This window comes from Maribacter aquivivus, from assembly GCF_900142175.1.
GTDB lineage: Bacteria > Bacteroidota > Bacteroidia > Flavobacteriales > Flavobacteriaceae > Maribacter > Maribacter aquivivus.
Window position 1 is genome coordinate 291,679 of sequence record NZ_FQZX01000003.1, and the last position, 13,504, is coordinate 305,182.

At 34.5% G+C, this 13,504-nt stretch carries 11 protein-coding genes; 6 read left to right on the plus strand and 5 right to left on the minus strand.

All coding sequences use genetic code 11. The features are described from left to right. Nucleotides 1-139 precede the first annotated feature (139 nt). On the plus strand, nt 140-2,548 hold the full coding sequence (locus tag BUC31_RS16915; RefSeq protein WP_073246469.1) for a zinc-dependent metalloprotease: 2,409 nt from the start codon (nt 140-142) through the stop codon (nt 2,546-2,548). Nucleotides 2,549-2,568: 20 nt separating this feature from the next. Beyond that, entirely contained in the window at nt 2,569-3,591 is a 1,023-nt protein-coding gene (locus BUC31_RS16920) for a threonine aldolase family protein (RefSeq protein WP_073246471.1), read from the plus strand. Here the strand turns inward: BUC31_RS16920 and BUC31_RS16925 are convergent. Next, complete coding sequence (locus BUC31_RS16925) at nt 3,584-3,898, minus strand: YegP family protein (RefSeq protein ID WP_073246472.1); 315 nt, start codon at nt 3,896-3,898, stop codon at nt 3,584-3,586. The genes BUC31_RS16920 and BUC31_RS16925 overlap by 8 nt on opposite strands. Before the next feature lie 191 nt (nt 3,899-4,089). On the opposite strand from BUC31_RS16925, the gene BUC31_RS16930 reads away from it, so the two are divergent. Further along, a complete protein-coding gene (locus BUC31_RS16930; protein WP_073246474.1) occupies nt 4,090-5,190 on the plus strand; it encodes an OmpA family protein in 1,101 nt (366 codons plus the stop codon). A gap of 450 nt (nt 5,191-5,640) precedes the next feature. On the opposite strand, the gene BUC31_RS16935 is transcribed toward BUC31_RS16930, so the two are convergent. Together BUC31_RS16935 and BUC31_RS16940 are read right to left on the minus strand one after the other, a co-directional pair. Beyond that, complete coding sequence (locus BUC31_RS16935) at nt 5,641-6,093, minus strand: thioredoxin family protein (protein WP_073246476.1); 453 nt, start codon at nt 6,091-6,093, stop codon at nt 5,641-5,643. A 41-nt stretch (nt 6,094-6,134) separates the two neighbouring features. After that, nucleotides 6,135-6,461: a YbaB/EbfC family nucleoid-associated protein gene (locus tag BUC31_RS16940; protein WP_073246478.1), complete on the minus strand. Its 327-nt coding sequence runs from the start codon at nt 6,459-6,461 to the stop codon at nt 6,135-6,137. Between the two features lie 126 nt (nt 6,462-6,587). Between BUC31_RS16940 and BUC31_RS16945 the strand changes: the two genes are divergently transcribed. The 3 genes from BUC31_RS16945 (at nt 6,588) to BUC31_RS16955 (ending at nt 11,144) form a co-directional block, all read left to right on the plus strand. Beyond that, on the plus strand, nt 6,588-8,645 hold the full coding sequence (locus tag BUC31_RS16945; protein WP_084135079.1) for a S9 family peptidase: 2,058 nt from the start codon (nt 6,588-6,590) through the stop codon (nt 8,643-8,645). Between the two features lie 79 nt (nt 8,646-8,724). After that, nucleotides 8,725-9,765, plus strand: a complete 1,041-nt coding sequence (locus BUC31_RS16950; RefSeq protein WP_073246482.1) for a cysteate synthase — start codon at nt 8,725-8,727, stop codon at nt 9,763-9,765. A 119-nt stretch (nt 9,766-9,884) separates the two neighbouring features. Beyond that, a complete protein-coding gene (locus tag BUC31_RS16955) occupies nt 9,885-11,144 on the plus strand; it encodes a cysteate-C-fatty acyltransferase (protein WP_073246484.1) in 1,260 nt (419 codons plus the stop codon). A 55-nt stretch (nt 11,145-11,199) separates the two neighbouring features. On the opposite strand, the gene BUC31_RS16960 is transcribed toward BUC31_RS16955, so the two are convergent. Further along, nucleotides 11,200-12,318, minus strand: coding sequence for a GTP cyclohydrolase (locus BUC31_RS16960; protein WP_073246486.1), 1,119 nt, complete (start codon nt 12,316-12,318; stop codon nt 11,200-11,202). 88 nt (nt 12,319-12,406) lie between these two features. Continuing rightward, a complete protein-coding gene (locus BUC31_RS16965) occupies nt 12,407-13,492 on the minus strand; it encodes a transporter (RefSeq protein ID WP_073246488.1) in 1,086 nt (361 codons plus the stop codon). Nucleotides 13,493-13,504: the final 12 nt, after the last annotated feature.

Genomic DNA, 13,504 nt, shown 5'->3' on the forward strand with positions numbered 1-13,504 from the left:
TATAATAATCAACAGTATTTTTCTTTATTCTGTAAATATTCGATAGCTTTTTTAACAAGTATAGTATTTATAATTTAGTTGGGTCCTCTTGTTTTACATTCATTAGTTTTTCTATACTTTTAAGCAAAACTTATAGAAAATGAGAAAGAATTACGCACTTCTGCTTGTGTTGGTGTTACTATCCTTTAATACGCTATCAGCGCAGTTTAGTGATCAAAAGAAAAATTTTGTTAAATATGAAGGTCTTTATGATTTTTATTATGATGGCGATACCGACAAAATTTATTTAGAAGTTGATAATTTAAATGAAGAATTTTTATATGTCTACTCTTTAAGTAGTGGTATAGGAAGTAATGATATTGGTTTAGATCGTGGTCAATTAGGTGATGAACAAGTAGTATTTTTTAAGAAAGCAGGTAACAAGCTATTGTTGGTTCAGCCGAATATGAAGTATAGGGCGATTACCGATAATGAATTAGAGCGTAAATCTGTAGAGCAGGCCTTTGCTAAATCAGTTTTATTCGGTTTCCCAATTGTAGAAGAGAAAAATGGTACGTATGTTATTGATATTACTGATTTTTTAATGCAAGATGCTCATGGTGTGTCTAACCGTTTAAAAAGAACAGAACAAGGTTCATATAGTTTAGATAAATCTAAAAGTGCATTTGCTCTTGATAGAACTAAAGCGTTCCCTAAAAATGTAGAGTTTGATGTTACCATGACTTTTAAGGGTGAAGCTAAAGGAGGGTATATTAGAAGTGTTGCACCAAATGCAAATTTGGTTACGGTTGCAGAACATCATTCTTTTATTGAGTTACCAGATAATAAATATGAAAAACGTGTATTTGACCCAAGATCAGGTTCTTCTCCTTTTAATTATTACGATTACGCAACGCCAGTAGAATCTAATATATTAAAGCAATTTATAAGAAGACACCGTTTAGAGAAAAAAGATCCTACGGCAACAGTTAGTGAAGCGGTTGAGCCAATTATTTATTATTTAGACAATGGTACGCCTGAACCTGTACGCTCTGCACTTTTAGAAGGTGGTCGTTGGTGGAACCAAGCTTTTGAAGCAATTGGTTATAAAGATGCTTTTCAATTAAAAATGTTACCAGACGATGCCGATCCTTTAGATGTGCGTTACAATGTAATTCAATGGGTGCACAGGTCAACAAGAGGGTGGAGCTATGGTAGTAGTATTACTGATCCAAGAACTGGAGAGATAATGAAAGGTCATGTAAGTTTAGGTAGTTTAAGAATTCGTCAAGATTTTTTAATTGCCCAAGCATTAATGAATAAGGCTTTTGCTGAGCGAGATGATAACTACCAGCCAATGTTAGAAATGGCTATTGCGCGTATTCGTCAGCTGTCAGCTCATGAAATAGGACATACATTGGGTTTTGCACATAACTATGCGGCGAGCACTACTAATAAGTCATCGGTTATGGATTATCCGCATCCGCAGTTTTCATTAATAAATGGTGAAGTAAATTTTGCAAAAGCCTATGAAGTAGGAATGGGGGATTGGGATAAGGTTACGGTGGCTTATTCATATCAGAATTTTAATGAAGGTGAAAATGAAATAGAAGGTCTGAACAAAATTTTGGATAAAGCCAAGACTGACGGACTACGTTATATTACAGATCAAGATGCACGACCACAAGGTAGTGCCCATGTGTTGGCCCATTTATGGGATAACGGCACAAATGTTAGTAAAGAATTAGATGATATGTTAAAGCTGCGTAAAGTGGCTATAGCTAATTTTTCTGCGGATAATATTCAAGATGGTACGCCATATTCGGTTTTAGAAGATGTATTTGTACCACTTTATTTCTTTCATAGGTACCAGACGGAAGGTGTAGCGAAGGTTATAGGAGGATTAGAATACAACTATGCCATAAAAGGAGATGGACAAGAAGTTGTTGCTATTGCAGATAAAGCAATGCAAGAAGAAGCGTTAAAAGTTGTTTTAAAGACTTTGGATGCAAATGAAATAGCAATACCTAAAGATAAATTAAGCTTGTTTCCACCACGTGCTTTTGGTACGCCTAGAACAAGAGAATCTATTAATGGTAAAACTGGAGTTTCTTTTGATGCGCTTTCTGCCGTAGAAACTGCCTCAGATATGACATTAACTTTTTTATTACATCCAGAGAAAGCATCAAGACTAATTCAGCAAAAAGCAATTGCTACAGATAATGTTGGTTTGGATGAGGTTTTAGATAAATTGATAGCAGCTACTATTAATAAGAAGCAGAAAGATGCTTATTTGAGCGAAGCCCAGACCATCATTAATTTTAGAGTGCTATTTCATATTATGAATTTGGCAGGGCATACAAATGTTCATCCGCAGGTAAATGCGATTGCATCTCAAAAATTAAATGAGTTGAATATTCAATTGATTAAAGATTCTGGCTCAAATGCAATTAGTGCAGAAATGGTTAAAAGAATTAAAACATTTGGAGAGCATCCAGAATTGTTCAAAGTAATACCTTCGCCTAAGATTCCTGATGGTTCGCCAATAGGAATGAGTTGTTTTCATTAATTCAATTTTTACAATTTCTTATGCTAATTAATCTTATCAGTGATACGGTAACAAAACCTACACCAGGCATGTTAGATGCAATGATGTCAGCAGCGGTTGGTGATGATGTCTTTAAAGAAGATCCAACAGTAAATGCTTTAGAGGAAAAAGCTGCCAAGCTTTTTGGAATGGAATCTGCGTTATTTTTTCCTAGTGGTACCATGACCAACCAAACTGCTATAAAATTACATACGCAACCAGGCGAACAATTAATTTGTGATAAATATGCTCATATATATAATTATGAGGGTGGCGGAGTAAGTTTTAATAGCGGTGTTTCTTGTAGATTGGTAGATGGCGATAGAGGTACTATGACGGCTGCTCAGGTTGTGTCTGTAGTCAATCCGCCAGATTTTTATCATAGTCCGCTTACCACATTAGTATGTGTTGAGAATACAGCCAATAAAGGTGGTGGTACTTGTTGGGATTTTCAAGAGCTTCAGAAAATTAGAAAAGTCTGCGATGATCATAAATTAGGATATCACCTAGATGGAGCTCGGTTGTGGAACGCTATGGTAGAAAAGAATGAAACGGCATTGCAATACGGTCAATTGTTCGATACTATTAGCGTATGCTTAAGTAAAGGCTTAGGTTGCCCAGTAGGTTCTTTGTTAATAGGTACAAAAGAACATATGGACAAAGCGCTACGTATTCGTAAAATATTTGGTGGTGGAATGCGCCAGTCTGGCTTTTTGGCTGCCGCAGCAATTTATGCTTTAGATAATAATGTTGATAGATTGACAGAGGATCATAAGAAGGCAAAAGAAATTGGACTGGCATTAGAATCAAAATCTTTTATAAAAAAAGTAGAGCCTATAGAGACCAATATCGTCATCTTTGAAATAGATGAATCTTTTATGTCCAGTGATCAATTTGTTAATACCCTAAAAGAAAAAGATATTTTAATCATTGGAATGGGTCAGGGAAAATTAAGAATGGTGACCCATTTGGATTATACAAATGACATGCACCAAGAATTATTGAAGCAATTAGCAACTATATAATACCTAGGTCAATACTGTTAGAAATATTCAAAATTCCATTTTCCATACCGGCTTCAGAGGAGTAAAGTCCACTGGAGCCAATTATTTTTCCGGTAGAATTTTTTAATTCTACTAAAAATTTTCCGTCGGTATTTGTTCTGCGTTCAAAGAATTTTCCGTTGGTGTTTTTCAACGCTTTTATATCTTTTATAGTGTTATCTAATTCGTTCTCAGTACTGAACGATACACTTTTTAATAAAACGCTGCCATTGTCAGACTTTAAAATGAATTGGTAAAATCCGTCTTCCTTCTTGTCAATTTTAATCATATCATTAAAGATAATTAATATTTTCTCTGGTTTTTAGTGACTTTTTAAATAATGCTGTGTCTAAACTATTGAGAGGTTAATTCATTAACTTTTGATTAAGAAAAAGCTTACAAAAAGTAAGGCGTTTCTTATTGAAATGTTAAAATATTAACATAAATTGCCAAATATTAACTATTTAAATCCTTATCAAAATGAAAAAAGTATTATTCCTAGCAGTTGCATTTTCAGCTTCTTTTGCAATGGCACAAGATTTGCCGTCAAATCCAGAACCTGGTAAATGTTATGTTCGTTGTACAACTCCAGATGTTTATGTAAACGAGTCAACAACAATTACAACAAATCCGTCTTACAAGATTTTAAAAACGGTTCCTGCTACATTCAAGACAATTACAGAACGTGTATTAGTGAGAGAAGAAGAAAAAGTACTAACAGTAGTTCCTGCTAAGTGGGGAACAGAAACTGTAACGTATGTATCTAAAGGAGGTGGAAATTCTTTACAGGTGATCCCTGCTTCTTTTTCTCCTAGCACACAAACATTAGAAATAAAGCCAGCCTATGCACAATGGGAATTAGGAGTTGCTGCTCCTGATTGTGAGTCAGGTAATCCTGATGATTGTAGATACTGGTGTTACAAAGGGTATCCTGCACAATTTGAGACAGTTTCAACTCAAGTTCTTGCAAATGCGGCTTCTACTACAACTACTCCATTAGGTTCTAAAAATGGATCTTATACTAAATCAGTATTAATTTCTCCTGCACAAGTTGTTGAGAAAATTATTCCTGCAGAATACAGAGAAATTACTAAAACAGTTTTAGATAAAGATGCTTACACAGTTGAAGAATTGATTCCTGCTAAAACTACTACTATCTCTAAAGAGGTATTGAAAGAAAAAGGTGGATTAACTACTTGGAAAGAAGTAGAATGTGCATTAGTTGAGTACCAAGCTTTACCTATTAACTGGGAGTCTGGTAGCGCAACATTAACTTCTGAAGCAAAAAGTATTATTGATAACAGATTATTACCTGTATTAGCTCAAAACCCTGGTGTTAAAGTTGAATTAGCTTCTCATACAGATTCTCAAGGTGGTGCAGCTTCTAACCAAAACCTATCTGAAAGAAGAGCTAAGGCGGTGGCAGATTACTTAATTACTAAAGGTGTTAATTCTAGTCTTTTAGTAGCTAACGGTTACGGTGAGACTAAATTATTAAACAGATGTAGTGATGGTGTTTCTTGTACTGCAAGAGAGCACGCAGCTAACAGAAGAACTCAATTTAGATTAATTAATAACTAGTAAATAGGTTATTTAGTGAAAAAGGGCTTACGTAAAGTAAGCCCTTTTTTTATGCGTAAAACTTACTGCTTTCATATCTAATCAGTTCTATGGGTATCTCACGTAGCTATGTTTAATATTGATGCGACAAGATATAATAGAGGTTGTTGCTAATCTTATAGAGAGATAAACTCTTCTCCTTCTTCTTCCTCTTCTAATTTCTACTAAGCAATTGCTGATCTTGCTTTTTGACCTTAAATGAATTTAGCTTTAAATGGGGTAGAGTGTTACGGGTGCTAATGAAGGTAGTTGTTAAAGAGTATGGGTATTACTGCTGAGGTTATCTAGTTACTGTAGATGTTAGTTATGTAAACAACATGTATTATTTAATATTCATAATACAGAAGTATATAAAAATAAAAAGGGCTTACATGATGTAAGCCCTTTTTATATATTGGTAATTATTTAAAATTATTTGTTCTTTTCTAAGAGTTTAAGATGAGAATCTATAACACCGTTCATGCTATAACCAGATAATTTATCTAATTCATTTCCTTTAGCATCTATTACCTTAAACAATGGGAATACCTTTTTCTTATTCAATTTGGTCAACAATTCTTTGTTGTGAATCATTTGCTTCTCTGATATTAAATCTCTATTTCTAGGAACATCAACATATAGAAGAATGTAATTATTTGATAATTCTTGAAATTCGTTAGTATCGAACAAATCGGTTTTTAACATTTTACAAGGTGGGCACCAGTCGCTACCCGTAAAATAAACCAATACATTTTTCTTTTGCTTTTTAGCTTTTGAAATAGCAGAATCATAATTGGTAAGCCATTTAGAATCATCTACGCTGTTAAAGTCTGCTTGTGCTGAAGCAAAAAGCGGAATCATGAATAATAGAATAATATACTTCATAATTAATATTTAAAAGGTTAACTACAAATAACTTGCCAATCTTACTTAAATAACGAATCCATGCCAGGAATATTGGGCATTCCATCCTTGGCAACTGCTGCTAATTCAGTTTCGTTTACATTGGTTGCATTTTTTATAGCCTTATTTAAAGTTAGTATTAAATAATCTTCTAATTGCTCTTTGTCTTGTAAAAGACTGTCATCTATTGCAATTTTCTTAATTTCTCGGTTCGCAGTTATGGTAACTGATATGGTACCGTCATTAGACTTTTCTTCTAATGTTACAGTGTCTAATCTTTTTTTGGTTTCTTCTACTTTTTTTTGGGTCTCTTTAAGTTTCCCCATCATACCCATCATATCTCCAAACATAATATCATTTTTAGATTTAGGTTGTAAAAGTACTAAAAATAGGAGTATTTCAGTTTTTCATCCTAATAAAACGGGGGTCTATGAATTAGTCTTATTTTTGCCATCTTATTTAATAAAGAAGTTTATATGGCTCTTAAGCATCCGCCAAAGGCGAAAAAAGTTCCCAAAGAATTAGTTAAACATGATGATGTTCGTTTAGATAATTATTATTGGCTGAATGATAAGGAGAATAAAGATGTTATTTCATATTTAGAGGCAGAGAATACGTATTACGATTCTTTAACAAAGCATACCAAAGATTTTCAAGAGTCTCTATTTCAAGAAATGAAGGGTAGAATTAAAGAAGATGATTCTTCGGTGCCGTATAAGCTAAATGGTTATTGGTACAGCACCCGTTACGTAATAGGAGGGGAATACCCTTTGTATTCTAGATTTAAGAAAAATTTAGAAGCTACTGAAGAAATTATATTCAATTGTAATGATATGGCTAAAGGTCATGACTACTTTAGTCTTGGTGGTATAGCTATTAGTCCTGATAATAAATTGGCGGCTTTTGGGGTAGATACGGTATCTAGAAGGCAGTATACACTTCAAATAAAAAATCTTGAAACAGGTCTGATTTTAGATGATAAAATAGAGAATACAACTGGTGGTGGTGTTTGGGCAAATGATAACCAAACGCTGTTTTATACGCGAAAAGACCCTGTTACGTTGCGTTCAGATAAAATTTACAAGCATAAAATAGGCACACCTACGTCTGAAGATGTATTGGTCTTTCACGAAAAAGACGATACGTTTAGCACATTCGTATACCGTACCAAATCTAAAAAATATTTGGTAATAGGCTCATTTAGTACCTTAACTTCTGAATTTCAAATTCTTTCTACGGATAATCCTGATGGGGAGTTTGAAGTATTCTCACCTAGAGAAAGAGGGTTAGAATATACTATTTTTCATTATGAGGATAGCTTTTATATTTTAACGAATAAGGATAAAGCAGAGAATTTTAAGCTGATGCGTACATCTGAAGAGAAAACTACTTCTGAGCATTGGCAAGAATTTATTGCCCACCGTGAAGAGGTGCTCTTGGAGGATATTGATATTTTTAAAGAATACTATGTGCTTTCTGAACGTGAGAACGGACTAAACAAAATTAGAATTATTAAGTGGGACGGTAGCGGTGAGTATTTTTTACCTTTTAAAAGCGAAACATACACAGCTTATGTAGGTAGTAATCCTGATTTTGATACGGAGATTTTAAGATACTCCTACAATTCTATGTCAACGCCTAGTTCTGTTATTGATTTTAATATGCGAACTAAGGCTAAGGAAATCAAGAAAGAACAAGAGGTGCTTGGTGGTCTATTCGATAAAGATAATTATAAAGAAGAGCGTTTATGGGCAACGGCAAGAGACGGTGTGAAAGTACCAATGTCTCTTGTGTACAGAAAAGATACTGTTTTAGATGAAAATACACCCATTTTGCAATATGCATATGGATCGTACGGTTCAACAATTGATCCCTATTTTTCTACCGTTAGGTTGAGTTTGCTGAATCGCGGATTTGTATTTGCCATTGCTCATATTAGAGGAGGAGAATATTTAGGACGTAGATGGTACGAGACTGGGAAGTTGTTGCAAAAGAAAAATACGTTTACCGATTTTATAGATTGTTCTAAATTTTTAATAGCACAAAATATGACAAGTGCCAATCATTTATACGCTATGGGCGGTTCTGCTGGTGGTTTATTAATGGGAGCGATCATAAATATGCAACCAGATATTTATAACGGTGTTATTGCCGCTGTACCTTTTGTAGATGTTGTGACAACTATGTTAGATGATTCTATACCTCTTACAACGGGCGAATATGATGAGTGGGGTAACCCGAACGAAAAGGACTATTACGATTATATGAAATCATATTCTCCTTATGATAATGTTATTGCTCAAGAATACCCGAATATGTTGGTAACAACAGGTTTGCATGATTCTCAAGTTCAGTATTTTGAGCCTGCAAAATGGGTTGCTAAGCTAAGAGAGTTAAAAACTGATAACCATATATTGTTAATGAATACCAACATGGAAGCAGGTCATGGCGGTGCTTCAGGTAGGTTTGAGTCTTTACGTGAGGTAGCTAAGGAATATGCATTTCTTTTAGATTTAGAAGGAAAAATCGCATAGTGGAAAAAATTCAGTAAATTTGCATCAGAAATTTTAACAAATTTCGTTCATATATTAATTAAACATTGATATCCCCCTTATGAAAAATGAGATCAGGGCTTACAACAATATTTTAGAACTAGTAGGTAATACACCATTAGTTAAATTAAATAGAATAGCAGAGAACCTTACAGGTAATTTTTACGCTAAGGTAGAAGCATTCAATCCGGGTCACTCTTCTAAAGATAGAATTGCGATTCATATTATTGAGCAGGCAGAGAAGGCAGGTATTCTTACCGAAGGCAGCACAATAATAGAAACAACTTCAGGTAATACTGGTTTTAGTATTGCAATGGCAAGTATTATTAAAGGGTACGATTGTATACTAGCAGTTAGTTCTAAATCATCTCCAGATAAAATAGATATGCTTCGTTCTATGGGCGCAAAAGTATATGTATGTCCGGCGCACGTTAGTGCAGATGATCCTAGGTCTTACTATGAGGTTGCTAAGAGATTACACAAAGAAACTAAAGGCTCCATATACATTAATCAGTATTTCAATAAGCTGAATATGGAAGCGCATTATAAGTCTACTGGTCCTGAGATTTGGAAGCAAACTGGCGGACAAATAACGCACCTAATTGCGTGTAGTGGTACTGGTGGTACTATTTCTGGTACAGCTCGTTTCTTAAAAGAACAAAACCCGAATATTAAAGTTATCGGTGTAGATGCTTTTGGTTCTGTATTAAAGAAATATCACGAAACGGGTAAATTAGATGCCAATGAAATCTATCCGTATAGAATAGAAGGTTTAGGTAAAAATCTTATTCCTGGGGCAACAGATTTTAGTGCTATAGATGAGTTTATAAAAGTTACTGATGCGGAAAGTGCGCATACAGCTAGAGAAATTTCTAAAACAGAAGGTATTTTTGTTGGGTATACTAGTGGTGCGGTTATGCAGGCTATTAAGCAGCTTAATGAGCTAAATACATTTGACGAAAATAGTAATGTAGTTTGTATTTTTCCAGATCATGGTTCTCGTTATATGAGCAAAATATATAGTGACCAGTGGATGGAAGATCAAGGATTCTTGAATACTGAAACAGTTGAAGAGGCTCAAGAGATTCAATATATTAAGTAAATAATATACAATAGAGTATAAATTAAAAAGTGGGTTTATAGCCCACTTTTTTGCATTATAAATAATTTATGAATTTTTATCAAAATTATTTACTTTTGCAGACAGATCCAAATTAAACAATGAAAGACTTATTTGATAGAATTTTAGCGAATAAAGGCCCTTTAGGTAAATGGGCTTCACAAGCAGAGGGATACTTTGTGTTCCCTAAATTGGAAGGTCCTATTTCTAATAGAATGAAATTTCAGGGGAAAGATGTTATCACCTGGAGTATAAATGACTATTTAGGCTTAGCAAATCTTCCAGAGATAAAGAAGGTTGATGGTGAGGCTGCAGCTGAATATGGTTCTGCGTACCCAATGGGGGCGAGAATGATGAGTGGTCATACTGAGTTTCATGAGCAACTAGAGCAAGAATGTGCTGCTTTTGTGCAAAAAGAAGCTTCTTACTTACTAAATTTTGGTTACCAAGGTTTTATGTCTGTAATTGATGCTCTTGTTACTAAAGACGATATTATAGTTTACGATGTAGATTGTCACGCTTGTATTATTGATGGTGTGCGTTTACATATGGGTAAGCGTTTTACGTTTGTACATAACAATGCAGAAAGTTTAATTAAGAATTTAGAGCGTGCTACTAAAATGGCCGAGCAAACTGGTGGGGGTATTTTAGTTATCTCTGAAGGTGTTTTTGGTATGCGAGGCGAGCAAGGTATTCTTAAAGAGATTGTTGCTCTTAAAGAACAGTTTAATTTCCGTCTTTTAGTTGATGATGCTCACGGTTTTGGTACTTTGGGTGAAACTGGTGCCGGTGCAGGTCAAGAGCAAGGTGTACAAGACGGTATAGACGTTTACTTGGCTACTTTTGCTAAGTCTATGGCTAGTATTGGTGCATTTGTTGCTGCCGATCAAGAAATTATAGATTATTTAAAATACAACCTACGTTCTCAAATGTTCGCTAAATCATTACCAATGGTTTATGTAAAAGGAGCATTGAAACGTTTAGATATGTTACGTACACAACCAGAGCTTAAAGCTAAACTTTGGGAGAATACAAATGCACTACAAAACGGATTAAAAGAAAAAGGTTTCGATATTGGTACAACAACTAGTTGTGTTACTCCAGTTTACCTTAACGGTAGTATTCCTGAGGCAATGGCTTTAGTTAAAGATTTACGTGAAAATCACGGAATCTTTTGTTCTATCGTTGTATACCCAGTAATACCTAAGGGATTAATTCTTTTACGTTTAATACCAACTTCTACACATACATTACAAGATGTAGAGGAGACTTTAACAGCTTTCTCTGCAATACGTGAGCGTTTGCAAAATGGTACTTATAAAAGATTATCAGCAGCAGTAGCTGCGGCAATGGGAGAATAATAGCTCATTACCTTATATTAAAAAAGCCCGAAATCATTTGATTTCGGGCTTTTTATTAAAGTGATTTTCTATACGTTCTCCTTCTCTTATACACTACCGGGTCAAAGTGCTTCCACATTTGCTTAATAGCCAGGTTTTCTTCCAGTTCAGGAGTTCTGTAGCACATGTCAATACCTTTCTCATTGAATGTTTTGTGATATTCATTGAATATAACAGCTGTAACTCCTTTGTTTTGATATTCAGGGTCTATACCTATTAAATAGAAAATAACGTCTTTACTATTCTTTTTTGCCTTTAGTAAATGAAACAGACCAAACGGAAATAACTTTCCTTTTGCCTTTTGCAATGCTTCTGAAAATGATGGCATAACAATCGCAAAGGCAATTAGTTTATCATTTTTATCTTTTACAAACTTTATATATTCAGGATTTATAAAGCTGATATATTTTTTCTTGAAGTATGCTTTCTGTATTTCTGTAATTGGTACAAATGAAGAAAGGTTAGCGTAAGTTGCATTAAAGAGGTCGAACATTTCATCTGCCATAGGCATTACCTCTTTTGTTTTAGTGAAATTAACTTCTTTAAGTCCGTAGCGTTTTTTTACCAAATCATTCAACCTGCTAAATAAAGCAGGATCGGCGTTTTTTGCAGGGAACTTATTTTCCATGTATTCCTTTTCCTTTACAAAGCCTAAATTTTCGTAGTGGCTTTGATAGTAAGAATGGTTGTACCAAGTGATCATTGTACCAATATGGTCGAAACCTTCTACTAGAACCCCAACCTTATCTAGATTTGAGAATCCAACAGGGCCTTCCATGTATTCAAGGCTGTGTTCTTTGCCTATTTCGGCGACTTTGTCTAAAAGTGCTTTTGAAACTTCTGGGTCATCTATAAAGTCGAACCACCCAAAACGCATTTTTTTTACGTTTTGTTGATTGATTTCTAGGTGATTGATAACTGCAGCTACACGACCTACAATTTTATCTCCGTCCTTCGCAAGAAAGAACCATGCTTCGGCATCTTTAAATACCGGATTTTTATCTTTATCAAAGCTTTCTAGCTCATCATTGATAATGGGTGGCACCCAATACTTATTGTTTTTATATAGCGAAAACGGAAAGGTTACAAAGCGTTTTAAGTCTTGCTTTGTTTTAGCTTCATGTAGTGTTATCATTGAACTTCTTTAGAAGTGCCAATATTAGTGATATTAATCAACAAATTAAAGTGGTTGAGAATGAAAAATGGGGCGGAGTAGTGGTTCGTTAAAAGTCTATCTCGCTACTCTCTTTCTTTTTCTTCTTTTCTGCTTTCTTTAATTTTTTAAGTTGCTTTTTAGAAGGTCCAAGGTCAATATCTTCAGCGCCGCTTCCTTTGTCTTTATCTTCCTTCTTTTTCTTTTTCATTGCCTTCTTATCAATAGCTCCACCATTTTGGTCAGCCTCTTGATCTTCAATTGCTTTTAGGCTGTCTTTATGAAAATCCATTCTATATGAGCCTCCTATTCCAAAGAAAATACGAGTTGGCGTATTTTTTAAACTAGCACCCATGTTAAAGTCTAACTGAAGGTTTTCTTTAAGTAAATGTGCAATACCACCACGAATCAATAAATCGGAATAACGATCGCTATCTATACCTTGGTGCTCAACAAAAACACTCCATTTAGGATTTCTAAAAGCGTGCGATAATGAAATTGTGTAACTTAATTCTGGGTCATCTGTAGTAATACGGTCATACGCTGTATTGGTAATCAATACAAACCTTGGTGTTAATCTACTTTGAGTAGCAATCATACCTCGGTAAGATATTGTTGGCTCGCCTATGTAAAACGGATTGTCACCTAGTACAAAGTTTGCGCCACCATAAAGTGATACAGCAGGTAAAAGATTTTTCAATTGAAATTTGTTATTCGCTCTCCAGCTATACAGATTTGGTTTATTTGCTTCCGGATTTTTGAATGGATCATAAACAAGAAACTTTAATCCTAATCTATTTCTAGAAAAATCTCTACGCTTTGCAACTAATTCAAAATTCAGATAAGTAAGGTTCTGGTCTTGAAAAGTACCTTCGTAATTCAATTCTAGTTTTTCAAATAGTAAGCCGTATCGCAAAGAAATATCGGTTCCCCAAATATTAGATTCCGTATTTAATAGTGTATGATCTTTCTGCTCGTAAAACAAGCCCATTTCTGCTTGCACCACGTTTTTACCAACAGCGTAGGCACTTACAGAAACTCCAGGTCTGTTAGAGTTAATAACATCTGTGTACTGAGAAATAGCTACAAATGGTAGTAGAAAAATGAAGCTTAATACGTATTGATATGATTTAGAGTAGGCAAAAAGACTATTCATGAACACGATTTT

Coding starts and splice junctions, on each gene's coding strand:
- BUC31_RS16950 (WP_073246482.1), top strand. CDS start 8,725: ATGAAAAATGAGATCAGGGCTTACAACAATATTTTAGAACTAGTAGGT.
- BUC31_RS16915 (WP_073246469.1), top strand. CDS start 140: ATGAGAAAGAATTACGCACTTCTGCTTGTGTTGGTGTTACTATCCTTT.
- BUC31_RS16960 (WP_073246486.1), bottom strand. CDS start 12,318: ATGATAACACTACATGAAGCTAAAACAAAGCAAGACTTAAAACGCTTT.
- BUC31_RS16965 (WP_073246488.1), bottom strand. CDS start 13,492: ATGAATAGTCTTTTTGCCTACTCTAAATCATATCAATACGTATTAAGC.
- BUC31_RS16930 (WP_073246474.1), top strand. CDS start 4,090: ATGAAAAAAGTATTATTCCTAGCAGTTGCATTTTCAGCTTCTTTTGCA.
- BUC31_RS16925 (WP_073246472.1), bottom strand. CDS start 3,898: ATGATTAAAATTGACAAGAAGGAAGACGGATTTTACCAATTCATTTTA.
- BUC31_RS16940 (WP_073246478.1), bottom strand. CDS start 6,461: ATGTTTGGAGATATGATGGGTATGATGGGGAAACTTAAAGAGACCCAA.
- BUC31_RS16955 (WP_073246484.1), top strand. CDS start 9,885: ATGAAAGACTTATTTGATAGAATTTTAGCGAATAAAGGCCCTTTAGGT.
- BUC31_RS16935 (WP_073246476.1), bottom strand. CDS start 6,093: ATGAAGTATATTATTCTATTATTCATGATTCCGCTTTTTGCTTCAGCA.
- BUC31_RS16945 (WP_084135079.1), top strand. CDS start 6,588: ATGGCTCTTAAGCATCCGCCAAAGGCGAAAAAAGTTCCCAAAGAATTA.
- BUC31_RS16920 (WP_073246471.1), top strand. CDS start 2,569: ATGCTAATTAATCTTATCAGTGATACGGTAACAAAACCTACACCAGGC.